Raw genomic sequence first — 24,193 nt, 5'->3', positions numbered from 1 at the left:
CCGCCCTGATGTTCAGTCGTTGCGATGCAGCTTGCTCATCAGCTCGGCCTCGGCCTGGGTCAGGCCGCAGGTTTCGGTGAGTTCCGACACGCTAGCGCCCATGCCGACCAGCCGTGCAGCCTGGGTGAAGGTGACGCTGCTCGGGTCACGCTGCTCCAGCCGTTCCAGCCGGTCGGGCAGCGTGGCCACCGCACCGCGCAGCTCATGGATGGCGTCGCCCATGCGCACGGTGACGTTCTGGTAGTCATCGAGCCGCTTGCCGAGGTCCTTGATACGCTGGTCGCGCAAGGCATCGCCAATGGCCTGCTGCGCAGCCAGCTCGCGCTGACGCTTGGTGTAGTTCAGGAAGAACCACAGGCTCAAGGCCCACAGCAGGGCCAGTAAGATGACGCCGACCTCGAAAATCAAGTCAGATGTTCTCCAGTTCCGACCACTCTTCCTCGGTCATCATCTTGTCCAGCTCGACCAGAATCAGCAATTCGCCGTTCTTGTTGCACACGCCCTGGATGAACTTGGCCGATTCTTCGTTGCCGACGTTGGGCGCGGTTTCGATCTCGGACTGGCGCAGGTACACCACCTCGGCGACGCTATCGACCAGAATGCCGACCACTTGCTTGTCAGCTTCGATGATGACGATGCGAGTGTTGTCGGTGACCTCGGTTGGCATCAGCCCGAAGCGCTGGCGCGTGTCGATCACGGTCACCACGTTGCCGCGCAGGTTGATGATACCCAGCACATAGCTGGGCGCACCCGGCACTGGGGCGATTTCCGTGTAGCGCAGCACTTCTTGTACCTGCATCACGTTGATGCCGTAGGACTCGTTGTCCAGACGGAAGGTAACCCACTGCAGGATCGGATCTTCAGAACCTTGTGCGGACGACTTTTTCATTCCCCTACCCCTTGAAATCCGCCTTTGGCGGTGTGTTCGGTGTGATGTGCTGTTTGGCGTGCAACTGCTTGACGGCGCCGCTGGCGATCAACTCGGCCAGCTCCGCCACGTCCAGCAGTGCACACATGTGTTCAATGACCGTGCCGGCCAGCCACGGCCGCTGGCCCCGCTGGCTACGCCACTTGATCTCGGACGGGTCCAGGCGCAGCGAGCGGCTGACCTGATGCACAGCCAGCCCCCACTCGTAGCCCTGGACAGAAATGACGTATTGCAGGCCCTGACGGAAATCATCGCGGTAGCGGTCAGGCATGACCCAGCGCGCGGTGTCGAGCACCTTGAGGTTGCCAGCCTGGCAGGTGAGGATGCCCAGGAACCACTCGGGCTGCCCGAACAGCGGCGTCAGCTCGCGGTCGGCCAAGGTGTAGATCGAGCCCAGGCACACCAGCGGCACGGCCAGGGTCAGGCCGGCCACATCGAACAGCAGGCACTCGAACGGCTCGGCAGCCCAGGCCGGGCGCCCATCGACGGTGGCCGGCGGTACGGGCACGTCCGGTGCAGGCAGGTGGACGTCCACCAGGGGCATTGCCGGCTCCACAGCCGGGGTATCAGTCAAGACCGGGATGCTGGCCTCGGCCACCACTGCCTGTTCCACCACCGCCACCACGGGCGGCTGCACAGGTATGACACTAGGCAACACCGCAAGCCTGGGCTCGGCGAACGGCCGCTCAGGTGCGGGCGGCGCCGGTTGTGCCTGCGTGGCCTGGCCAGGCTGACGCGCATCGCGGGCCTGCTCCTGGCGCACCGCCAGGGCGAAGTCATCTGCCGCGCCTGGCGGTGGCGGCGTCTCCAAGGGCTCGGTGGCTTCCTGGAGCAGACCGTCAAGATAGGACTGCAGGGCCAACTGGGGCTTGCTGCTCACTTGCCGTGTTTGTGTCATCAGGCCACCTGCGCCGCGGGCTTGTAGGTCAACAAGTGCTTGAGCAGCGCCCGATAGGCCACCAGCCCTCGGCTCTTGTTGTCGAATTGCGACGGCGTGACGCCCTTGCGGCTGGCATCGCGCAGCCGCGTGTCCACGGGAATGTAGCCCTGCCATACCTGTTCGCCGTAGGCATCGCGCAGCAACTTGAGCGTTCCCAGGGACGCCTGGGTACGTCGGTCGAACAACGTCGGCACGATCTGGTAAGGCAGCGCCTGGCGCCGGGAGCGGTTGATCATGGCAAGGGTGCCGACCATGCGCTCAAGTCCCTTGACGGCCAGGAACTCGGTCTGCACCGGGATGACCAGTTGCTGGCTGGCCGCCAGCGCATTGACCATCAACACCCCTAGCAAAGGGGGGCTGTCGATCAATGCGAAGTCGAAGTCTTGCCACAACTGCGCCAGACTCTTGGCGATGACCAGCCCCAGACCGTTCTGACCGGGCGATTGACGCTCCAGCACAGCAAGGGCAGTGCTAGAGGGAAGCAATGAAATGCGCTCGTCACTGGTTGGCAACAGCAACTGCCCCGGCAGCCCGTCCGGAACGCTGCCCTTGTGCAGGAACAGGTCGTAGCAGCTGTGCTCCAGCGCATCGGGATTATGCCCGAAATAGCTGGTCATCGACCCATGCGGATCAAGATCGACAACGATTACACGCTTGCCGGCGTCGGCCAGAAGGCCAGCCAGGGCGATGGTGGTGGTGGTCTTGCCGACGCCACCTTTTTGATTGGCTACTGCCCAGACTCTCATCAGGCAAACTCTGTCCGTGGGTGAGGCAGGGCGCGTGGTGTGCCCGCTGCCTTGCTGGAAAATGAAAGGCGTGGATGGCTGTCGGTCAGGCGCCGTGCATGGACATCCGCCAATGGGGCGACAGAGAATTGACGAGTCACTGGCCTGCCACCGCTGCTGAGCTTGCCGGTGCACTTTGTGTGCCAGCCCGGCGCAGTGCAGCATCAGGCGTGGCATTGGCAGCACCGGTACTGGTCAGGCTGCGGCGCACCTCAAGGTTGCGGGATATCACCAGTACCACGCGCCGGTTACGGGCCCGGCCCTCGGGGGTATCATTGCCCGTCACGGGCTGATACTCGCCGTAGCCCACCGAGGCCATACGCCCAGGGTTCACGCCGCCCATGGCCAACAGCCTGACGATACTGGCGGCACGGGCCGAGGAAAGCTCCCAATTGGTCGGGTATTGCGCCGTACGGATAGGCTGGTTATCGGTGAAGCCTTCGACGTGAACCGGGTTGGCGAAAGGCTTGAGAATGGCCGCCACCTTGTCGATGATGGCGAATGCATTGTCACTGGGCATGGCATCGCCACTGCCGAACAGCAACGAGGAATTGAGCTCGATCTCGATCCACAGCTCGTTGCCCCGGATCGTCATCTGATCACCCTTGATGAGGTCACCAAAGGCGTCGCGCACTTCATCGGCGATGGTCTTGAGCGGGTCGTTGCTGGCGGCCGTCAGGCCAGCGTCGGACTGCTCGCTGTCCTTGACCAAGGGCTGGGCAGGTCGCACGGTCAGCGGACGCTCATCCCCGATGGGAATGGGCCTCATGCTGCGCTCAGGGTCGTTGAACACGCCCAACAAGGCTTGGGACACCACCTTGTACTTGCCCTCGTTGACCGAGGAAATCGAATACATCACCACGAAAAAGGCGAACAGCAAGGTGATGAAGTCGGCGTAGGATACCAGCCAGCGTTCGTGGTTTTCCGGCTCCTCGGCATGACGGCGACGACGCATGGGCTACTCCATGAAGCCTTGCAGCTTCAGCTCGATCGAGCGCGGGTTCTCGCCTTCGGCAATGGACAGCAGGCCTTCGAGGAGCATTTCCCGGTAACGCGACTGGCGCAGCACCAGCGCCTTGAGCTTGTTGGCGATGGGTAACAGGATCAGGTTGGCGCTGGCGACCCCGTAGATGGTCGCCACGAAGGCAACGGCGATGCCGTTGCCCAGTTGCGCCGGGTCGGCCAGGTTGCCCATGACGTGAATCAGCCCCATCACCGCGCCGATGATTCCGATGGTCGGAGCGTACCCGCCCATGCTCTCGAAGACTTTGGCAGCCTGCAGGTCACGGCCCTCCTGGGTCAGGAAATCCACTTCGAGGATGCTGCGAATGGCTTCGGGCTCGGCGCCGTCGACCAGCAACTGCAAGCCCTTGCGCGCGTAAGGGTCAGGCTCGCCATCGGCTACCCCTTCCAGCCCGAGCAGGCCTTCCTTGCGCGCCGTGAGGCTCCAGTTCACCACGCGATCAACCCCACCCGGCAGATCGACGCGCGGTGGAAACAGGATCCAGCGCAGGATCTGCAAGGCCCGCTTGAACGAGGAGAGCGGCGATTGCAGCAAGGCTGCCGCCAGGGTACCGCCCAATACGATCAGCGCTGCCGGCCCATTGATCAAGGCGCCCACATGGCCGCCTTCGAGGAAGTTACCGCCCACGATGGCGACAAAAGCCAGGATCAGGCCAATCAGGCTGAGCACGTCCATCAGACGCACGCCTCCACCAGGTGCCGGCCAATATCGTCGAGGCTGTACACCGCATCGGCTAGGTTGGCCTTGACGATCGCCATGGGCATGCCATAAATCACGCAGCTGGCTTCATCCTGCGCCCACACCGTGCTGCCACCCTGCTTGAGCAGGCGCGCCCCTTCCCGGCCGTCCGCGCCCATGCCCGTCAGCACCACGGACAACACCTTGTCGCCATAGGACTTGGCTGCCGAGCCAAAGGTAATGTCCACGCAGGGCTTGTAGTTGAGCCGCTCGTCACCGGGCAGAATCTTCACGGTTCCACGGCCATCGATCATCATCTGTTTGCCACCGGGGGCCAACAGCGCCAGCCCGGGGCGCAGAATGTCGCCATCTTCGGCTTCCTTGACGCTGATCCGGCACAGCTTGTCCAGGCGCTCTGCAAAGGCCTTGGTGAAGGCTGCCGGCATGTGCTGGATGAGCACGATCGGCGCCGGGAAATTGCCTGGCAATTGCGTGAGCACACGCTGCAAGGCCACCGGTCCCCCGGTCGAGGTGCCGATGGCAACGAGCTTGTAAGGCTTGCGCTTGGGCGCAGGCGAATGGGCAGCCGCCGGCCTGACGGGGGCAGCGGTGCTGCGCACCGGTGCCGACGCTGCAGCGCTGGTGGCTGTTGTGGGCGTCGGCGCAGGGGCAGCAGCGGGCGCGACCGCCGGGCGGGCGTAACTGGCCATGCGGCGATTGCTTCGCGACAGGGTATGCACCTTCTCGCACAGCATCTGCTTGACCTTCTCGGGGTTGCGCGAGATGTCTTCGAAATTCTTCGGCAGGTAGTCCACCGCCCCGGCATCGAGCGCATCGAGCGTGACCCGAGCGCCTTCATGGGTGAGCGATGAGAACATCAGCACAGGTGTCGGGCACCTTTGCATGATGTGCCGCACCGCCGTGATGCCATCCATCATGGGCATCTCGTAGTCCATGGTGATCACATCGGGCTTGAGCGCAAGCGCCTGGTCGATCGCTTCCTTGCCGTTGGTTGCAGTGCCCACTACCTGGATCGTCGAGTCCCCCGAGAGGATTTCCGAGACGCGGCGGCGGAAGAAACCGGAATCATCCACCACCAGGACCTTGACTGCCATAAACACTCCGTTAGGCGGCGCCTCCGGCCAAGGGGGCGCAGCCGAGATCAAATACGCCGCGCGGCGTAACGCTTGAGCATGCTCGGGACGTCGAGAATCAGCGCAATGCGACCGTCGCCGGTGATGGTGGCCCCGGACATCCCCGGGGTGCCTTGCAACATCTTGCCCAGAGGCTTGATTACCACTTCTTCCTGGCCCACCAGTTGATCGACGACAAAGCCGATGCGCTGGGTGCCGACCGACAGGATCACCACGTGACCTTCATGTTGTTCTTCATGCACCTGGCCCTGGACCAGCCAGCGCTTGAGGTAGAACAGCGGCAACGCCTTGTCTCGCACGATCACCACTTCCTGGCCATCGACCACGTTGGTGCGCGACAGGTCCAGGTGGAAGATCTCGTTGACGTTGACCAGCGGGAAGGCGAACGCCTGGTTGCCCAGCATCACCATCAGGGTGGGCATGATCGCCAGGGTCAACGGGACCTTGATGACGATCTTCGAGCCCTGCCCCTTGGCCGAGTAGATGTTGATCGAGCCGTTGAGCTGGGAGATCTTGGTCTTGACCACGTCCATGCCCACGCCCCGCCCGGAGACGTCGGAAATCTCGGTCTTGGTGGAAAAGCCCGGGGCGAAGATCAGGTTGTAGCAGTCCGACTCACTCAGGCGGTCGGCGGCGTCCTTGTCCATCAGGCCCTTTTCCACGGCCTTGGCACGCAGTACGTTCGGGTCCATGCCTTTGCCGTCGTCGGAAATCGACAGCAGGATATGGTCGCCTTCCTGCTCGGCAGACAATACGACACGCCCGGTGCGCGCCTTGCCCGCGGCCTCGCGCTCATCGGGCATTTCCACCCCATGGTCCACGGCGTTGCGCACCAAGTGCACCAGCGGGTCGGCCAGCGCCTCGACCAGGTTCTTGTCCAGGTCGGTTTCTTCGCCCACCAGTTCAAGGTTGATCTCTTTCTTCAACTGCCGCGCCAGGTCACGCACCAGGCGCGGGAAGCGGCCGAACACTTTCTTGATCGGCTGCATGCGCGTCTTCATCACCGCCGTCTGCAAGTCGGCGGTGACCACGTCGAGGTTCGACACGGCCTTGGACATGGCTTCATCGCCGCTGTTCAGGCCCAGGCGTACCAGACGGTTACGCACCAGCACCAGTTCGCCGACCATGTTCATGATCTCGTCCAGGCGCGCGGTATCGACCCTGACGGTCGTTTCCGCTTCGCTGACCGCGTGCTTGTCGGCACTCGCCGCTGGCGCCCGCGGGGCCGCGGCAGGCTTGGGCGCTGCAACCGGTGCCGCCGCGCCAGCAGGACGGGCGACCGCCGGCGCCTCGGCCCTGGCTGGGGCTGCGGCCTGAACACTGGCAGGTGCATCGACGGCAGCCACGTCGCCATTGAACTTGCCCTTGCCATGCAGCTGGTCTAGCAACGCCTCGAACTCGTGCTCACTGATGTCGTCGCCAGTGATGGCAGATGTTTGTTCGACAGGCGCCGCCGCCTTGGCTGCGGGCAAGGCATCGGCCTGGAACGTGCCTTTACCATGCAACTGATCCAGCAGCGACTCGAACTCGGCGTCGGTAATTTCATCGCTGGCCGGCTCGGCAGCGGCAGCCACCGGCTGGGCCGTCACTTCGGCACTGAACTGGCCCTTGCCATGCAACTGGTCGAGCAGCGACTCGAATTCGGCATCGGTGATGTCGTCACCCTGGCCGCTGACCGGCTCGGCAGGCATCTGCTCGGCCGCCGCCTGGGCTTTGACTGCGTCGAGCGAATCGAGCAGTTGCTCGAATTCGCTGTCGGTGATGTCAGCTTCGGTAGCTTGCGCAGCCTGCTGCACGGGTGCAGGTTCAACCGGCACGGGCGCAGCCGGGGCTGGGGCCGCTTCGGCGCTGCCGGGCTCTGCCAGACGCGCCAGGGCTGCCAGCAGCTCGGGCGTGGCCGGTGTGACCTCGCTGCGCTCACGCACCTGGGCGAACATGCCGTTGACGGCATCCAGTGCTTCGAGCACCACATCCATCAGTTCTGCATCGACCCGGCGCTCACCTTTGCGCAGCACGTCGAACACGTTCTCGGCGATATGGCAGCACTCCACCAGCTCATTGAGCTGGAGGAAGCCGGCGCCCCCTTTTACAGTGTGGAAACCGCGAAAAATTGCATTGAGCAAGTCGGCATCGTCAGGGCGGCTTTCAAGCTCGACCAGCTGCTCGGACAATTGCTCAAGTATTTCACCGGCTTCTACCAGGAAATCCTGAAGGATTTCTTCATCGGCGCCGAAGCTCATCAAAGGTGCTCCTTAAAAACCCAGGCTGGATAGCAGATCATCGACATCGTCCTGACCGGACACGACGTCTTCACGCTTATCGGCATGAATCTGCGGACCTTCACCCCGAGTCGGATGTTTTTCTCGATCTTTTTCTGCGCGCAACTGATCCTGGTCATGCTGGATGCCCGCAAAGCGGTCGACCTGGCTGGCCATCATCACCAGTTTCAGCAGGTTGCTTTCCACTTCGGTCACCAACGCCGTGACGCGCTTGATCACCTGCCCGGTCAGGTCCTGGTAATCCTGGGCCAGCAGGATGTCGTTGAGATGGCCAGCCACCTTGCGGTTACCTTCGGCGCTGTGCGCCAAGAAACCGTCGACGCGCTTGGCCAGGTCGCGAAACTCCGTGGCGTTCACTTCCCGGCGCATGAAGCGCTGCCAATCGGCACTCAGCGCTTTGGCTTCGCTGGCCAGGTCGTTGAGCACAGGCGTGCTTTCCTCGACCAGGTCCATGGTGCGGTTTGCCGCCCCTTCGGTGAGCTTGACCACATAGGACAGGCGTTCGGTGGCGTCGGTAATCTGCGACACCTCTTCGGCCTGGGGTATGGTCGGGTCGATCTGGAAACTGACGATGGCGCTGTGCAGTTCGCGGGTCAGCTTGCCCACTTCCTGGTACAGCCCCCGATCGCGGGTCTGGTTCAACTCGTGAATGAGTTGCACCGCCTCGCCGAACCGTCCGCGCTCCAGGCTTTCGACCAACTCCTGGGCATGCTTTTTGAGGGTCGATTCGAACTCGCCCAATGACGTGTGTGATGAACTCATGGCGCGCCCCCTGACGTGACTCAGCCGTTGACGCGTTCGAAGATCTTCTCGATCTTTTCTTTGAGCACCTGGGCGGTGAACGGCTTGACCACATAGCCATTCACGCCTGCCTGGGCGGCCTCGATGATCTGGTCGCGCTTGGCTTCCGCGGTCACCATCAACACCGGCAAGCTCTTGAGCTTGTCGCTGGCGCGCACTTTGCGCAGCAGGTCGATACCGGACATGCCCGGCATGTTCCAGTCAGTTACCAGAAAATCGTAATGGCCATTTTCGAGCATGGGCAGCGCCGTCATGCCGTCATCGGCTTCGCTGGTGTTGGTGAAGCCCAGGTCACGCAGCAGGTTCTTGATGATGCGCCGCATCGTCGAAAAGTCGTCGACGATGAGGATTTTCATGTTTTTGTCCAATTAGACCTCCAAGCAGTCTCAAACGCGCTGGGCCCCGAGCGCGCACTCAATCGATTCGGTACAACGTGGAAAACGGCAACGACGGCGGCGGGCTCAACGGGCCCGCCATTCCCCCAGGCGGCTGCGCAGGCGCGCGGCGCATTGGCTGTGCAACTGGCTGACCCGCGACTCGCTGACCCCCAAGACCTCACCGATCTCCTTGAGGTTCAGTTCCTCGTCGTAGTACAGCGCCAGCACCAGGCGCTCACGCTCCGGCAGGTTGGCGATGGCCTCGGTCAACGCGACCTGGAACCGCTCTTCCTCCAACCCACGGGCAGGCTCGGCCTGGCCGCTAACGCCGTCCTCATGCAAGCCTTCGTGCTCGCCGTCCTGCAACAGGTCGTCGAAGCTGAACAGGCGGCTGCCCAGTGTGTCGTTGAGAATCCCGTAATAATCATCGAGGCTCAACTTGAGTTCGGCAGCAACTTCATGATCTTTAGCGTCGCGCCCGGTTTTGGCTTCTACCGCGCGCATCGCGTCGCTGACCATGCGGGTGTTGCGGTGCACCGAACGCGGCGCCCAGTCGCCTTTGCGCACCTCGTCGAGCATGGCGCCGCGAATGCGGATGCCGGCATAGGTCTCGAAGCTGGCGCCCTTGCTGGCGTCATACTTGTTGGCGACCTCGAGCAGACCGATCATGCCCGCCTGGATCAGGTCCTCGACCTGCACGTTGGCAGGCAGTCGCGCAAGCAGGTGATAGGCGATGCGCTTGACCAGCGGGGCATAGCGCTCGATCAGCTCATATTGCGCGTCCTTCGAGGCGCGGCTGTACATCTTGAAGCCGCTGGCGCTCATGACATCGAACCTGCACTGGTCGGCTGTACCAGGCGTTCGACGAAGAACTCCAGGTGGCCACGGGGGTTGGCAGGCAGCGGCCAGCTGTCGACCTTCTGCGCAATGGCCTTGAAGGCCAAGGCGCATTTGGAGCGCGGGAACGCCTCGTACACGGCACGCTGTTTCTGCACCGCCTTGCGCACGCATTCGTCGTAAGGCACGGCGCCCACGTACTGAAGCGCCACATCCAGGAAGCGGTCGGTGACCTTGGTCAGCTTGGCAAACAGGTTGCGCCCTTCCTGGGGGCTCTGGGCCATATTGGCCAGCACCCGGAAGCGATTCATGCCGTAATCGCGGTTGAGCAGCTTGATCAGCGCGTAGGCATCGGTGATCGAGGTCGGCTCATCGCACACCACCAGCAGCACTTCCTGAGCCGCGCGCACGAAGCTGACCACCGAATCGCCGATGCCGGCCGCAGTATCAATCACCAGCACATCGAGGTTGTCGCCGACTTCGCTGAACGCCTGGATCAGACCCGCATGCTGGGCAGGCGCAAGGTGCACCATGCTCTGGGTGCCCGAAGCGGCCGGGACGATGCGCACACCGCCCGGGCCCTGCAGCATCACATCGCGCAGTTCGCAACGCCCCTCGATGACATCGGCCAGCGTGCGCTTGGGCGCAAGGCCCAGCAACACATCGACATTGGCCAGGCCCAGGTCGGCGTCGAGCAGCATGACCCTGCGGCCCAGCTCGGCCAACGCCAGAGACAGGTTCACTGAAACATTTGTCTTGCCGACGCCACCTTTGCCACCGGTCACGGCGATCACCTGTACGGGATGCATGCTACCCATGTCTGTTCTTTACCTTGTCTCGCTGGGACTCATGCCACACGAAGGGCAATGCTGCGTACCCCTTGGCATAGCTACCTTGCACACATTTCATTTTCAACCCGCTCGCCGTGGGTTGTGGTAGAGATCAGCGAACATGTCGGCCATGGCCTCCTCGCTGGGCTCGTCCTGCTGCTGCACATTGACCGCGCGGGTGACCAGCTGGTGCCCACGGGGCAAGTGCAGATCGTCCGGGATACGCGGCCCATCGGTAAGGTAGGCCACGGGCAGTCGGAAACTGATGGCAAGGCTCAGGACATCGCCCAGGCTTGCCGACTCGTCGAGTTTGGTCAGGATGCAGCCGGCCAGCCCGCAGCGCTTGTAGCTGTGGTAGGCCGCGGTCAGCACCTGCTTCTGGCTGGTGGTGGCCAGGACCAGGTAATTCTTCGCAGCGATACCGCGACCGGCCAGGGTATCGAGCTGCATGCGCAAGGCCGGGTCGCTGGCTTGCAGGCCGGCCGTATCAATCAGCACCACGCGTTTGCGCAGCAGCGGCTCGAGCGCCGCCGCCAACGACTGACCGGGGTCGACATAGGTGACCGGCACATTCAGGATCCGGCCCAGGGTCTTGAGCTGTTCCTGGGCGCCGATGCGAAAACTGTCCATGCTCACCAGCGCCAGGTTGTGGGCGCCGTACTTGAGCACATAACGCGCCGCGAGCTTGGCCAGGGTGGTGGTCTTGCCCATGCCGGCTGGGCCGACGACGGCAATCACGCCGCCGTCCTCGATCGGTTCGACGTCAGGCGTACGGATCATGCGCGCCAGGTGCGCCAGCAGCATACGCCAGGCGTGGCGAGGCTCCTCGATGTCCTTGGTCAGCTCGAGCAATTCGCGGGCAATGGGGCCAGACAGGCCGATGCGCTGCAGCCGGCGCCACAACGTGGCCTGCTGCGGCTTGCTACCTTGCAGCTGGGTCCAGGCCAGCGACCCCAGCTGCACTTCCAGCAATTCGCGCAAGCCGGACAGCTCCGAGCGCATGGCGTCGAACAGGCGCGGGTCCACCGAGGCCTGGCTGCTTGCGGTGGCGGCCGGCTGCGGGGTATCGACATGCGACTCGACCAAGGGCTCGGCCGCCGTGAGCGATTGACCGGCGAACAGTTGGCGATTGCTGTCGCTGCTGTCCGGGCGCTGTTCGAGCTCGGCCTTGGCCGTGGCGATGCGCGTGTGCGTCTTGCGAAGCTCTTCTTCGAGTTCGACGTTCGGTACCCGAGGTGCCAGGGCGGACAGCTTGTAGTCCAGCGCGGCGGTCAGTTCGACCCCGCCTGCGATACGGCGATTGCCGATGATGGCCGCATCAGCGCCCAGCTCATCGCGCACCAGCTTCATGGCCTGACGCATATCAGCGGCGAAGAATCGCTTAACTTGCATTATCCACTACCTCAGCCATTAGGGCCCACGGTGGCAACGATGGTGACTTGCTTGTTGTCCGGTATTTCCTGATACGCCAGCACATGCAAATTCGGTACGGCCAGCCGACCGAAACGCGACAGCATGGCACGGATCGGGCCAGCAACCAGGAGGATGGCCGGCTGGCCTTGCATCTCCTGACGCTGTGCGGCTTCGATCAGCGAACGCTGCAGCTTTTCGGCCATGCTCGGCTCAAGAAGCACTCCGTCTTCCTGACCTTGCCCGGCCCTCTGCAGACTATTGAGCAAGATCTGTTCCAACCTGGGCTCCAAAGTGATCACAGGCAGCTCGGACTCAACGCCAACAATGCTTTGCACGATGGCGCGACACAATCCGACGCGCACGGCCGCGACCAAAGCGGCGGTATCTTGACTCTTTGCCGCGTTGTTGGCGATGGATTCGGCAATGCTACGAATATCGCGCACTGGCACCTGTTCTGACAACAAAGCCTGTAGGACTTTGAGAAGACCAGACAGCGAAATGACACCCGGCACCAACTCTTCCGCCAGCTTGGGCGACGCCTTGGACAAGACTTGCAACAGTTGCTGCACTTCTTCGTGACCGATCAGCTCGTGGCAATGCTTCTGCAATATCTGGTTGAGGTGAGTGGCCACCACCGTGCTGGCGTCTACGACGGTGTAGCCAAGCGACTGAGCCTGGGAGCGCTGACCGACGTCGATCCACACCGCCTCCAGGCCAAAAGCAGGATCGCGAGCCGCAATGCCGTTGAGGCTGCCGAACACCTGCCCTGGGTTGATGGCAAGCTCGCGGTCCGGGTAGATCTCTGCTTCGGCCAGGATTACTCCCATCAACGTCAGGCGATAGGCACTGGGTTGCAGGTCCAGGTTGTCGCGGATGTGCACGGTAGGCATGAGAAAGCCCAAGTCCTGAGACAGCTTCTTGCGCACCCCCTTGATCCGCGCCAGCAGCTGCCCGCCCTGGTTGCGGTCTACCAACGGAATCAAGCGATAACCCACCTCGAGGCCGATCATGTCGATCGGGGTGACGTCGTCCCAGCCCAGCTCCTTGGTTTCGGCCGCCCTCTGCGGGGACGGCAGCAGCTCTTGCTGGCGCTGCGCTTCCTGCTGGGCCAGCACCTTGGTCTTATGCTGTTTTTTCCACACCAGGTAGGCACCGCCGCCCGCCATCAGGCCCAGGCTCAGGAACGCCAGGTGCGGCATGCCCGGCACAAGGCCCATGACGATCATGATGGCGCCGGACACGGCCAGGGCCCGGGGCGAGTCGAACATCTGGCGGTTGATCAGCTTGCCCATGTCCTCCGAGCCCGAGGCACGGGTGACCATGATGGCTGCGGCGGTGGAGAGCAGCAGCGAAGGCAGCTGCGCCACCAGGCCGTCACCGATGGTCAGCAGGGCATACACCTTGCCGGCATCACCGAAGCTCATGCCATGCTGCAACATGCCGATCAGCATGCCACCGATCAGGTTGATGAACAGGATCAGCAGGCCAGCGATGGCGTCACCGCGCACGAACTTGCTGGCACCGTCCATCGAACCGTAGAACTCAGCCTCCTGGGCGACCTCGCTGCGGCGCGCCTTGGCTTGCGCCTGGTCGATCAGGCCGGCGTTCAGGTCCGCGTCGATGGCCATCTGCTTGCCCGGCATCGCATCGAGGGTGAAGCGTGCGCTGACCTCCGAGATACGCCCCGCACCCTTGGTCACCACCACGAAGTTGATGATCATGAGGATGGCGAAGACCACCGCACCGACCACGTAGTTGCCGCCGATGACCACATCGCCGAAGGCCTGGATCACCATGCCCGCGGCGCCGTGCCCTTCCTGGCCGTGCAGCATGACCACGCGGGTGGAAGCCACGTTCAGGGCCAGTCGCAGCAGGGTCGCCACCAGCAGGATGGTGGGGAAAGCGGCGAAGTCCAGCGGGCGCAGCGCGTACACGCTGACCAGCAGCACCACGATGGACAAGGCGATGTTGAAGGTGAAGAACACGTCGAGCAAAAACGGTGGTATTGGCAACATCATCATTGCCAGCATCACCAACAGCAACAGCGGCACGCCGAGGTTGCCCCGCCCGAGACCGGCCAGGTTATGGCGAGCGTTGCTGATTAACTGAGTGCGATCCACCGCGAGTCCTCTTCTTGCAAAACTTTGACGCCTGTCAGGCGACTGACGCTGCCATTGCAAGAAGCTTTCCAACTTTGTCGGGTGGAGAATTTATATTGCCTGTGCTGGCCCTATGGCGGCCATTTCAGCCATCCCCGGCGCAAGGTCAACTGTCGCGTCGCAGATCGGGCGGAATGGGCAAGTCGGTCTTCAGCGGATCTGGCCGCTTACCCTTGCCTGCGTGGTACTGACGGATCTGGAAGACATACGCCAACACCTGAGCCACCGCCAAGTACAGGCCGGCAGGAATTTCATGCTCCACCTCGGTGGAGTAGTAGATCGCCCGAGCCAAGGCGGCGGATTCGAGAATCTGGATCTTGTGCTCAGCGCCGATCTCGCGAATCTTCAAGGCCATGAAGTTGCTGCCCTTGGCCAGCAGCAAGGGGGCCGAATTCCCGTTTTCCGGATCGTACTGCAGCGCGACGGCGTAATGGGTCGGGTTGGTGATGATCACATCGGCCTGGGGCACCGCCGCCATCATTCGCCGTTGCGACACCTCGCGTTGCAACTGGCGGATACGCTGCTTGACCTCGGGCTTGCCCTCGCTGTCCTTGTACTCGTCGCGCACTTCCTGCTTGGTCATCTTCATTTTCTTGTGCGTCTGCCACAGCTGGAACGGGGCGTCGGCGGCCGCGATCAGCAACAGCCCGGCCGACATCCAGAGTGCGCTCCACCCTACCACCTGCAGGCTGTGGATGATTGCCTGCTCCAGCGGCTCGTTGGCGATCGACAGCAGAGCTTGACGGTCGCTGGCCAGCACCGCCACCGCCACTACCAGGATCACGAAGAACTTGGCCAGCGCCTTGAGCAATTCGGTCAAGGCATTCATGGAGAACATGCGCTTGATGCCCGAAAGTGGGTTCATGCGGCTGAATTTGGGTTGCAGCAAGCTGCCGGAGAATACGAACCCACCCAGTACGATCGGCGCAACGAAGGAAATCACGAATAGCAGGATCAGAATCGGCTGCACGGCCCAGATGGCCATTTTGCCGGACGTGAGCAAGAACGCCCCCATGGATCGCTCATCGACGATGATCTCTCGGGTCAGGCTGAAGTTCATGCGCATCATTTCCAGCAGAGTCTCGGCCAGATACCCGCCAAAAGCCAATATGCCCCCGGCACCTGCCAGGGTGACCGCCACCGTGTTGAGCTCCTTGGAACGCGCGATTTCGCCTTTTTCCCGTGCGTCGCGCTTGCGCTTTTCGGTGGGTTCCTCTGTCTTGTCCTGACCGCTCTCGCTTTCTGCCATTCAACCGGCCCTCGCCAAATCCCGCAGCCACAGCAACGTTTCGCTGGCCAACGCCTGGTAATGAGACAGTATATCGGCAAGGCCGATCCAGAAAATGAGCATGCCCATGACCAAGGTCAGTGGGAAACCAATGGAAAAAATATTCAGTTGCGGGGCCGCACGGGTCATCACGCCAAAGGCGACGTTGACGACCAGCAGCGCTGCGATCACCGGCAGGATCAATATCAGCCCAGCGCCGAACACCCACGCCATGCGCCCGACCAACTCCCAAAAATGCGTGACCACCAGGGCATTGCCAACCGGTAGCGTGGTGAAGCTCTCGGTCAACACCTCGAATACCACCAAGTGACCGTTCATCAGCAGAAACAGCACGCTCACCAGCATGGTCATGAATTGACTGATCACAGTGACGTTGACCCCGTTGCCAGGATCGACCATAGATGCAAAGGCCATCCCCATCTGTACTGCCACGATCTGCCCGGCGATCACGAAGGCCTGGAAAAGCAACTGCAACCCCAAGCCGAACATGGTACCGACGATGATCTGCTCGGCGCACAGCAGCGCCCCTTTGAGGCTCAACGGATCGAACGGTGGCAGGGGCGGGAGCGCCGGCACGATGACCACGGTAATCGCCACGGCAACGTACAAGCGCACCCGCGCCGGCAACATGCGCGTGCCGAAGATGGGCATGGTCATCAGCACCGCCGTCACCCTGAACAGCGGCAGGATGAAGGTGGCCACCCAGGTGCCGATTTGCGTGTCGGTCAGCTCAAGCATTGGCGCATCAACCGATGAGCTGGGGGATGTTGGTGTACAGGGTCGTGATGTACTCCATGAACTTCTGCACCAACCACGGCCCGGCCACGATCAGTGTGATCAACATCACCAGCAGGCGCGGCAGAAAGCTCAAGGTCTGCTCATTGATCTGGGTGGCGGCCTGGAACATGGCCACGATCAAACCCACCAGCAGGCTGGGAACCACCAGCACGGCAACCATCAACGTGGTCAGCCACAAGGCGTCGCGGAACAGGTCGACGGCTACTTCAGGCGTCATGCACGGCCCTCCCAGGCAAAGTCACACACCACCGAAACTGCTGGCCAGCGTGCCCATGATCAGGGCCCAGCCATCGACCAGCACGAACAGCATGATCTTGAATGGCAAGGAGATGATCAGCGGCGACAGCATCATCATGCCCATGGCCATGAGCACGCTGGCCACCACCATGTCGATGATCAGAAACGGAATGAAGATCATGAAGCCGATCTGGAAGGCCGTCTTGAGTTCCGAGGTGACGAAGGACGGCACCAGGATACTCAACGGCACCTGATCGGGGCTGGCGATGTCGGTGCGCTTGGACAGGCGCATGAACAAGTCCAGATCGCTCTGCCGGGTCTGGGCCAGCATGAAGTCCTTGAGCGGGCCCTGCGCTCGGTCAATGGCCTGTTGGGCGGTCAACTGCTCGTTCAGGTAAGGCTGCAGGGCCGTCTGGTTGATGCGGTCGAACACCGGCGCCATGATGAACAGGGTCAGGAACAGCGCCATGCCGGTCAGTATCTGGTTCGAAGGCGTCTGTTGCAGCCCCAGCGCCTGGCGCAGGATGGAAAAGACGATGATGATCCGGGTGAAGCTGGTCATCAGGATGACGAACGCTGGAATGAAGCTCAGCGCCGTCATGATCAACAGGATCTGCAGGCTGACCGAGTACTCCTGCTGCCCATCGGTACCGTTGGACAGGGTGATGGCCGGGATTGACAGCGGGTCGGCCGCCAGTGCCAACGGCGCCGCCAACAGCAGCGCCAAGGTGAACAACAGTCGCAGCGCTGCGCTCATCGGGTCTTGTCCTTAGGGTCCTTGCCCATCAGTTCCATCAGCCGCTGGGCGAACTCAGGCGTCACCTGGCGGGCACCCTGGGGTACATCCACTGGCTCGGCCAGCACGTGCAACGCTTCGATGTTGCCAGGTGTATGACCGATGAGGATCTGCTCCTTGCCCACCTGCACCAGCAGCAGCCGATCACGCGGGCCGATGGCGCGGCTGCCGATGATGTCGATCACGTGCCCGCCCTTGACCGCCGAACCTTGCATTCGGCGCAGCAGCCAGGCGAGCAGAAAGATCAGCCCGACCACCAGCAACAGGCCAAAGACCATTTGCGCCAGTTGCCCGCCCAGGCTCCCTGGAGGGTTGACCGGCGTCGCCGCAGGCGTAGCGGCGGCCAGACACACCTGGCTGGCCAGTGCCGCGGCAACCGCCGCGATGACGCGCACCCTGGCCTTCATCAACGCAGCTTCTTGATGCGTTCACTGGGGCTGATCACGTCCGTCAGGCGGATGCCGAACTTCTCGTTGACCACTACCACTTCGCCATGGGCGATCAGCGTGCCATTGACCAGCACATCCAAGGGCTCGCCTGCCAGGCGGTCGAGCTCAATCACCGAACCCTGGTTGAGTTGGAGCAGATTGCGGATGTTGATTTCGGTACTACCTACTTCCATCGAGATGCTCACCGGGATGTCGAGAATCACATCCAGGTTCGGGCCTTCGAGGCTGACGTTGGCATTGGGCTTGGGCGAGCTGGCGAACTCCTCCATCGGCAGGCGGCCGGGCCCCTGATTCTGGCTGGTATCGCCCAGCAGTGCATCGATGTCGGCCTGGCCGGCCGCACCGGTTTCTTCCAGCGCAGCAGCCCACTCATCGGCGAGCGCCTGGTCTTCCGGGGAGGTGATCTCGTTTTCGTTAGCCATGATTTCCTCGACAGGCATTCAATTCGTTGGGAGGGCCGCCGTCAGCGGCGTTCGATCGGGTCGATGATCTGCAGCGCCAGGTTGCCCTTGTGCGAGCCCAGGCGCGCCTTGAAGGCCGGCACGCCGTTGGCGCGCAGCACAAGGTGCTCGGGCAGCTCGACTGGGATGACGTCCCCGGGCTGCATGTGCAGGATGTCCCGCAATTTGAGCTGACGCCTGGCTACCGTGGCCGTTACCGGCACGGCGACATCAAGCACGTCCTCACGCAGCGCCTTGACCCAGCGCTCGTCCTGGTCGTCCAGATCGGACTGGAACCCGGCATCGAGCATTTCACGCACCGGCTCGATCATCGAATACGGCATGGTCACGTGCAGGTCGCCCCCGCCGCCGTCGAGCTCGATATGGAACGTGGACACCACGACCGCCTCGCTGGGGCCGACGATGTTGGCCATGGCCGGGTTGACCTCGGAGTTCATGTACTCGAAGTTCACCTCCATGATCGCCTGCCAGGCTTCCTTGAGGTCGATGAAGCACTGGTCCAGCACCATGCGTACCACGCGCAACTCGGTCGGGGTGAATTCGCGGCCTTCGATCTTGGCGTGTCGGCCGTCCCCGCCGAAGAAATTGTCCACCAGCTTGAACACCAGCTTGGCGTCGAGGATGAACAGCGAAGTGCCGCGCAGCGGCTTGATCTTGACCAGGTTGAGGCTGGTGGGCACGTACAGCGAATGCACGTATTCCCCGAACTTCATCACCTGCACGCCGCCCACGGCCACATCGGCCGAGCGGCGCAGCAGGTTGAACATGCTGATGCGGGTGTAACGGGCAAATCGCTCGTTGATCATCTCCAAGGTCGGCATGCGGCCCCGGACGATACGGTCCTGACTGGTCAGGTCATAGCTTTTGATACTGCCAGGCTCGGATGCACTTTCAGTCTGCACCAGGCCATCGTCGACGCCGTGCAGCAGGGCATCGATCTCATCCTGGGACAGCAGGTCCTGTACGGCCATTGCGTGCTCCTACTGCAATACGAAATTGGTGAACAGCAACTGGTCGATCACGGGCTTGCCGACTTCTTTCTGGGCCACTTCCTGCACCACGACGGTCGCTTTCTGGCGCAGCATTTCCTGACCGACCGAACTGCTGGCCAGGGTATCGAAGCCGACCCCGGAGAACATCATCACCAAGTTGTTACGGATGACCGGCATGTGCACTCTAAGGGCATCGAGGTCAGCCTGATTGCGCCCCTGCAAGGTGATGCTGACCTGCATGTAGCGCTGGCGACCATTCTGGTTGAAGTTCACCACGAACGCGGGTGTGAGCGCTTCGTAGATGGCCGCTGGCTTGGTGGTGCTGGCGCCTTCCTGCTCAGCAGGCGCAGGCTCGCTCTTGTGCATGATGAACCATGTGGCGCCCACGGAAATGCCCACGGCCACCAGCAGGCCACCCACGGCCAGGAGGATCAGTTTGAGTTTGCCTTTTGGGGCAGGGTCTTTGACTGCTTCGGTATTCGCCATGCCAATATTCCGTCGTCCATCGGGAGTAACTGGGAAGATGGCTTGGGGTGAGCAAGTGTTATGCCAAATAGGCGAGCGTCCAGGCTGGGGCCATTACACGGCCCCAGCGGTCTTACATGAACAGCATTGGCAGCCGGGCGGTCACCCTATCTTCAGCCGCCTCAGGCGTAATAATCCACAGCGCTGTCCCCAATCACGACCTGCTGCTCCACAGGCCGTTCGCGCTCGGCTGCGTCGACCGAGCCCTCCCCTGCACGCGCAGCCACCCCGGACAGACCATTCCCCCCCTGCCCCTGCGCCGCCTGCCCTTGTTGCTGCTGACCTCGCGACTGATCGGCCACGTTGACATCCGGCTGGGCCAGGCCCTGCTGGGCAAAGAGTTCGCGCAGCCGGTGCACCTGGCTGTCCAGCGTATCGCGTACACCGACGTGGCCGCTGATGAAGGTCACCTGGGTAGCCTGGTCGGCGGCGACATTGACGCGGATGTTCAAGCGCCCCAGCTCGGCCGGCTCAAGCTGGATATCAGCCGACTTGAGGTTCTGGCTGGACAAGTACATGACTCGGTTCACCAGCCCCTCGGTCCAGGCGTTCTGGTTCATCGACAGCGGCTGCTGCAACGGGTTGGGGTTCACCGGCACGGCGTTGGCCGTCTTGGCCGTTGCCGCCTGGGTGAGGTTGGCCAGGCGGCTGGCGAAGTCATCGATTCGGGTATCGCTGTTGGCGCCCTTGGTGTCTTTCAACCCTTCTTCGAGCAATGCGCCAAATGCCTTGTCACCGGTGTCGGTGGAAGCTTCTTCGGCCCCTTGCCCCACCTGCGCCAAGGTATTGACGGACGCAGCCTGCGCCTGTTGCTGACCAGGGTCTGCGGCATGGGCCGAGGTGGCCCCCTTGGCTTGGGCACTGTGCTCCAGGGCCAGGCGCAGGGTAGGCAAGTTCGCCAGGGCATCGGCAGCAGGGTCGAAATCTGGCGCCTCTTCGGACGGCGGCTGATCATTGGCAGCCTGCAAAACAGGGGCTACCGCCTCGGCCTGGGCCTGGATCAACTGGGCGCCAGGCTGCGCGTCGGTGACTTGACCGGCAACCAGGCTGGCATCGCGCATGCCAGTGTCGGCCTGGGTGGCGTGCTCGGTGGGCGAGGCATTGCCGTCATCGGCAACGCTGCGCTTGTCGGCAGGCTTGCCTTTGCCGCTTGAGGCCGCTTCAGCCTTTTCAGCGGCCTTGCTCGAAGCGTTCTTGTCTGCAGCGCCGGCAACCTTGTCACGCCCCTGCCTGGCCATCATCTGACCGAAGCCATCACCCTGCTCGCCCAGCGTCTGCTGGGGTTTGGCGGCGGTGGCGCTAGCAGAACGGGCTGCGTCAGCCTTGATGTTGGCTTGCAGCAAAGGGTTGGATGCAACAGGCATTGAGCAGTCTCCGCGCCATAAACAAAATGATCACGGGCATTACCCAGCAAAACTCGCGCCAACTCATACGGGGGCGGCAAGCGCGTGGGCTAACCCGCCGATATCCGATGATGTTCGGCACGGTAAAAGCGCTGCACCTCGGCAAACTCCAGATCAATCCGGTTGATAAGGTCTTCGATGCCCAGCAGCGGGGGATGGCGGGCCTTGTCCTCGAGTTCCTGGCACAGAGTTGCCAGCGCAACGGCGCCCATGTTGCTGCTGCTGCCCTTGAAACTGTGGGCGGCGGCGCCGAGTTCCACTGCGCTGCGGGCAGCGTGAAGTTGGCCAAGACGCCGTTCGGAATCGTCCAGAAAGGTCTGCACCAGCTGCAGATAGCCGTCTTCCATGATTTCACGCAGGTCACTGAGTACCTTGTGGTCGATATGCATGTCAGCCACTTGTTCGCTCCTTGATCAAGTCAGATTATGGCAGAGCCCGACGCGGACTCACCAGATGAACTCGACGTGCGCACAGCGCCCGCCCTCTGTCCAGCGCGCCACAGTGGACAGGCGCCTGACCAGTGCCATTCCCCGGCCACTGAGGCCTTGCTCTGGCAATGGCTGCGCAAGCACCTGCTGCACGTCGAACCCTTCGCCGCTGTCCCTGACCTCCACTTTCAGACGCCCACCAGCGGCGAGCGGTTCAACTGCAAGATTGATGCGCACGTAGCCTTCTTCGATCACCTGCAAGCGCCTGGCACGCTCCTGATAATAATCGGCAAAGCCTGGCGCATCGCATTTGAGCCGAGAGTCCAGCCCCAGCACGCCATGTTCAAGCGCATTAGAGTACAGTTCGCTCAGCACACTGTAGAGGGTGCCGGCCGATGAACGCAGGCCATGTATTTCCTGCAACAACTGCACCAGGTAGGGTACCGGGTTGAAACGGCGCAGGCTTTCTCCTCTCACATCGAAACTCAGCGACCAGTCCATGGCGCTACAGCGGCCCAGGTCCTGAGGCAACATCGCCATGGGCTGCGGCAATTGCGCACCCAGCATGCGTATATCACACAAGCTGACATCGTCGCGCGCCCGCCCACCGAAGCGTTGTAGCGCGTCGAGCAGCTCATCGAACAACAGCGCGGGATTGCGGTTGTCGGCCAATACCGCCCGCAGGCGTTGCTCACCGAACAGACGCTCCTGATCATCGGCGGTTTCGAGCACCCCATCGGACATCAGCAGCAGCCGCTCGCCCGGCGCCAGCGGCCAGACTTCGGTCTGGTCGTCAAACTGCTCAGCACCCAGAACACCCAGCGGCAAGTGCCGGGAACTCAATGCAGACAACACCTTGCCCCCAGTGGAAAGCAGGAAGCCATCAGGCATGCCGCCATTCCATACCTCCACTGCGCCGCGCTGCATGCTCAGGTTGACCAGCAGTGCGCAGCAGAACATGTCGCCAGGCAGAATGCGCTTTAGCTTGGCATTCATCTCTCGCAATACCTGCGCCATGCCGTAGCCCTTGGCCGTCATACCGTAGAACACTTCGGCCAGCGGCATGGCCCCCACGGCAGCCGGCAGCCCGTGCCCGGTGAAGTCCCCCAGCAGCACGCGCATGTCCCCGGACGGCGTGAGCGCGGCCAGCATCAGGTCGCCGTTGAACAGCGCGTACGGCGATTGCAAAAAGCGGATGTTCGGTGCGTCCAGACAGCCAGAATGGGCCACCTTGTCGAATACGGCTTTGGCCACCCGCTGTTCGTTGAGTAAATGGTGGTGGTGCCGCGCAATCTGATCGCGCTGATCCAGCACCGTGGCCTGAAGCCGTCGCAGCCGGTCCATGGCCCGAATCTTGGCTGCCAGAATGACTGCGCTGTAGGGCTTGGCCAGAAAATCATCCCCACCGGCTTCCAGGCAACGCACCAGGGCCTGTTCTTCGTTGAGTGCCGTGAGAAAGATGATGGGCACCAGGGTTTCGCCAGCCAGGGCCTTGATCTGCCGCGCCGCCTCGAAACCGTCCATGACCGGCATCAACGCATCGAGTAGCACCAGCTGCGGGCGTCGAGCCTTGAACACGTCCACGGCTTGCTGGCCATTTTCGGCAGTGAACACTTCATGCCCTTGACGCCTGACGATCTGCGCCAACAGCAGCCGATCAACCGCGCCATCTTCAGCCACCAGCACGGTCAACCCAAGTTCATCAGCCATCGGCGCATTCAACTGATGTCGAAAAGCTTGTCGAAATTGGAGATGGCGAGAATCTTGCGTACGTCGCAATTGGCATGGACGACCCGCACATCCGCCTCGTCCCCGCCGGCATGATCGCGCAGCAGCAGGAGCATGCCCAAGGCGGAGCTGTCCAGGTAGGTCACCTCCTGCAAGTCGACGATGACCGCGTCAGGGCGGCGTGGCTGGCGTTCGTAGGCCTCACGAAAGGCCTGGTGCTTGCCGAAATCGAAACGTCCCTTGATTTTGATCGTCAGCTTTTTACCGTCCTGCGAGACATCGGTTTCCACTGCCATGCTAGCGATTCCTTCGATGATGGCGGATGCGGCTCCATGAAGGTGTAGCAGTGATGGGGCGAGGGGGCAAGCGGGGATGGGAGCCGTATTGGCCGGTGGGCAGAGACCTGGGGCTAGATCAAGCTCCCCCAGCTACAGCGGCCCCTGCCGCGGCAGCCGTTGGGACAACTCGTCGAGCAAGCGCTGCTCGCGCTTGTCCTCGGCGCGCCGCGCCTCGTCCATATAGCGTTGCACCAGCTTGCGCAAGCCCTCTACCCGCGCATACGCCTGCTGCCAGGTGCCGCGGGCATTGGCGAGGTTGTTCTGGTGCCAGGTGAGGCTCTGGCGCTGTTGGGTCATGGCCGTTTCCAGCTGGCCGAGAAAGCGCTGGTAGTTGACCAGCCAGTTTCCGTCTACACCCTGGCCGCCCCGGTTGAGCCACTGCTGTTGATAATCCTCGCCAAAGCGCTCCAGCTCCGTTAGCTTGGCCTGGGCCGTGGCCACCTGCTGCTGGAAATGGCCCAGGCGCTGGGCCGCCTTGCGCTCGGCTTCCTCGGCCATGTCCACCACGGGGGCCAGGCGCGCCGCACGTCCGGGCAATGCCATGG

At 62.5% G+C, this 24,193-nt stretch carries 27 protein-coding genes; all 27 read right to left on the bottom strand.

Annotated elements, in window-relative coordinates:
- Positions 1–12 precede the first annotated feature (12 nt).
- The gene (locus tag FH041_RS02105; protein ID WP_023533917.1) at positions 13–408 is read right to left on the bottom strand and encodes a DUF2802 domain-containing protein; all 396 of its coding nucleotides are present in this window, start codon (positions 406–408) and stop codon (positions 13–15) included.
- Position 409: 1 nt separating this feature from the next.
- Entirely contained in the window at positions 410–889 is a 480-nt protein-coding gene (locus FH041_RS02100) for a chemotaxis protein CheW (protein WP_003254393.1), read from the bottom strand.
- Between the two features lie 4 nt (positions 890–893).
- Positions 894–1,826, bottom strand: coding sequence for a CheW domain-containing protein (locus tag FH041_RS02095; RefSeq protein ID WP_027915966.1), 933 nt, complete (start codon positions 1,824–1,826; stop codon positions 894–896).
- Positions 1,826–2,614, bottom strand: coding sequence for a ParA family protein (locus tag FH041_RS02090; protein ID WP_028687985.1), 789 nt, complete (start codon positions 2,612–2,614; stop codon positions 1,826–1,828). Before FH041_RS02090 ends, FH041_RS02095 begins: the two co-directional genes overlap by 1 nt.
- Positions 2,615–2,750: 136 nt before the next feature.
- The gene (motD, locus tag FH041_RS02085; RefSeq protein WP_028687986.1) at positions 2,751–3,608 is read right to left on the bottom strand and encodes a flagellar motor protein MotD; all 858 of its coding nucleotides are present in this window, start codon (positions 3,606–3,608) and stop codon (positions 2,751–2,753) included.
- A 3-nt stretch (positions 3,609–3,611) separates the two neighbouring features.
- The gene (locus FH041_RS02080; RefSeq protein ID WP_027915963.1) at positions 3,612–4,352 is read right to left on the bottom strand and encodes a flagellar motor protein; all 741 of its coding nucleotides are present in this window, start codon (positions 4,350–4,352) and stop codon (positions 3,612–3,614) included.
- The gene (locus FH041_RS02075) at positions 4,352–5,470 is read right to left on the bottom strand and encodes a chemotaxis response regulator protein-glutamate methylesterase (RefSeq protein ID WP_028687987.1); all 1,119 of its coding nucleotides are present in this window, start codon (positions 5,468–5,470) and stop codon (positions 4,352–4,354) included. The genes FH041_RS02080 and FH041_RS02075 overlap by 1 nt, the downstream gene beginning before the upstream one ends.
- 47 nt (positions 5,471–5,517) lie before the next feature.
- Positions 5,518–7,749 carry a chemotaxis protein CheA gene (locus tag FH041_RS02070; RefSeq protein ID WP_140174137.1) on the bottom strand — a complete coding sequence of 744 codons (2,232 nt, stop codon included), beginning with the start codon at positions 7,747–7,749 and terminating at the stop codon, positions 5,518–5,520.
- 12 nt (positions 7,750–7,761) lie between these two features.
- Positions 7,762–8,550 (bottom strand): protein phosphatase CheZ, encoded by a 789-nt coding sequence (locus FH041_RS02065; protein ID WP_023533920.1) that lies wholly within the window; start codon positions 8,548–8,550, stop codon positions 7,762–7,764.
- Between the two features lie 20 nt (positions 8,551–8,570).
- Positions 8,571–8,945 carry a chemotaxis response regulator CheY gene (locus tag FH041_RS02060; RefSeq protein WP_161780420.1) on the bottom strand — a complete coding sequence of 125 codons (375 nt, stop codon included), beginning with the start codon at positions 8,943–8,945 and terminating at the stop codon, positions 8,571–8,573.
- Positions 8,946–9,050: 105 nt separating this feature from the next.
- Positions 9,051–9,791 (bottom strand): RNA polymerase sigma factor FliA, encoded by a 741-nt coding sequence (gene fliA / locus FH041_RS02055; RefSeq protein WP_023533945.1) that lies wholly within the window; start codon positions 9,789–9,791, stop codon positions 9,051–9,053.
- Positions 9,788–10,621 carry a flagellar synthesis regulator FleN gene (gene fleN / locus FH041_RS02050; protein WP_023533996.1) on the bottom strand — a complete coding sequence of 278 codons (834 nt, stop codon included), beginning with the start codon at positions 10,619–10,621 and terminating at the stop codon, positions 9,788–9,790. Before fleN ends, fliA begins: the two co-directional genes overlap by 4 nt.
- 93 nt (positions 10,622–10,714) lie before the next feature.
- Complete coding sequence (gene flhF / locus FH041_RS02045) at positions 10,715–12,025, bottom strand: flagellar biosynthesis protein FlhF (RefSeq protein ID WP_111475173.1); 1,311 nt, start codon at positions 12,023–12,025, stop codon at positions 10,715–10,717.
- An 11-nt stretch (positions 12,026–12,036) separates the two neighbouring features.
- Entirely contained in the window at positions 12,037–14,166 is a 2,130-nt protein-coding gene (gene flhA, locus FH041_RS02040; RefSeq protein WP_027915958.1) for a flagellar biosynthesis protein FlhA, read from the bottom strand.
- A gap of 145 nt (positions 14,167–14,311) precedes the next feature.
- Entirely contained in the window at positions 14,312–15,454 is a 1,143-nt protein-coding gene (flhB, locus tag FH041_RS02035) for a flagellar biosynthesis protein FlhB (RefSeq protein ID WP_140174136.1), read from the bottom strand.
- Entirely contained in the window at positions 15,455–16,231 is a 777-nt protein-coding gene (fliR, locus tag FH041_RS02030; protein ID WP_027915956.1) for a flagellar biosynthetic protein FliR, read from the bottom strand.
- 7 nt (positions 16,232–16,238) lie between these two features.
- Positions 16,239–16,508, bottom strand: coding sequence for a flagellar biosynthesis protein FliQ (fliQ, locus tag FH041_RS02025; RefSeq protein WP_023533926.1), 270 nt, complete (start codon positions 16,506–16,508; stop codon positions 16,239–16,241).
- Positions 16,509–16,529: 21 nt separating this feature from the next.
- Complete coding sequence (fliP, locus tag FH041_RS02020; RefSeq protein WP_023533994.1) at positions 16,530–17,285, bottom strand: flagellar type III secretion system pore protein FliP; 756 nt, start codon at positions 17,283–17,285, stop codon at positions 16,530–16,532.
- Entirely contained in the window at positions 17,282–17,731 is a 450-nt protein-coding gene (gene fliO / locus FH041_RS02015; RefSeq protein ID WP_027915955.1) for a flagellar biosynthetic protein FliO, read from the bottom strand. The genes fliP and fliO overlap by 4 nt, the downstream gene beginning before the upstream one ends.
- A complete protein-coding gene (gene fliN / locus FH041_RS02010) occupies positions 17,731–18,195 on the bottom strand; it encodes a flagellar motor switch protein FliN (RefSeq protein ID WP_023533974.1) in 465 nt (154 codons plus the stop codon). Before fliN ends, fliO begins: the two co-directional genes overlap by 1 nt.
- Before the next feature lie 41 nt (positions 18,196–18,236).
- Entirely contained in the window at positions 18,237–19,205 is a 969-nt protein-coding gene (gene fliM, locus FH041_RS02005) for a flagellar motor switch protein FliM (RefSeq protein ID WP_023533965.1), read from the bottom strand.
- A 9-nt stretch (positions 19,206–19,214) separates the two neighbouring features.
- The gene (fliL, locus tag FH041_RS02000; protein WP_140174135.1) at positions 19,215–19,712 is read right to left on the bottom strand and encodes a flagellar basal body-associated protein FliL; all 498 of its coding nucleotides are present in this window, start codon (positions 19,710–19,712) and stop codon (positions 19,215–19,217) included.
- A gap of 161 nt (positions 19,713–19,873) precedes the next feature.
- Complete coding sequence (locus FH041_RS01995) at positions 19,874–21,115, bottom strand: flagellar hook-length control protein FliK (protein WP_028687990.1); 1,242 nt, start codon at positions 21,113–21,115, stop codon at positions 19,874–19,876.
- A gap of 89 nt (positions 21,116–21,204) precedes the next feature.
- Positions 21,205–21,552 carry an Hpt domain-containing protein gene (locus FH041_RS01990; RefSeq protein ID WP_027915953.1) on the bottom strand — a complete coding sequence of 116 codons (348 nt, stop codon included), beginning with the start codon at positions 21,550–21,552 and terminating at the stop codon, positions 21,205–21,207.
- Positions 21,553–21,600: 48 nt separating this feature from the next.
- The gene (locus FH041_RS01985; protein ID WP_140174134.1) at positions 21,601–23,292 is read right to left on the bottom strand and encodes a fused response regulator/phosphatase; all 1,692 of its coding nucleotides are present in this window, start codon (positions 23,290–23,292) and stop codon (positions 21,601–21,603) included.
- An 8-nt stretch (positions 23,293–23,300) separates the two neighbouring features.
- Positions 23,301–23,606 carry an STAS domain-containing protein gene (locus tag FH041_RS01980; protein WP_027915951.1) on the bottom strand — a complete coding sequence of 102 codons (306 nt, stop codon included), beginning with the start codon at positions 23,604–23,606 and terminating at the stop codon, positions 23,301–23,303.
- Between the two features lie 132 nt (positions 23,607–23,738).
- Complete coding sequence (gene fliJ, locus FH041_RS01975; protein WP_027915950.1) at positions 23,739–24,191, bottom strand: flagellar export protein FliJ; 453 nt, start codon at positions 24,189–24,191, stop codon at positions 23,739–23,741.
- Between the last annotated feature and the right edge of the window lie 2 nt (positions 24,192–24,193).

Source organism: Pseudomonas sp. SWI7 (genome assembly GCF_006351945.1).
Classification (GTDB): domain Bacteria; phylum Pseudomonadota; class Gammaproteobacteria; order Pseudomonadales; family Pseudomonadaceae; genus Aquipseudomonas; species Aquipseudomonas fulva.
This window is presented reverse-complemented; position numbering and strand designations above follow the sequence as displayed.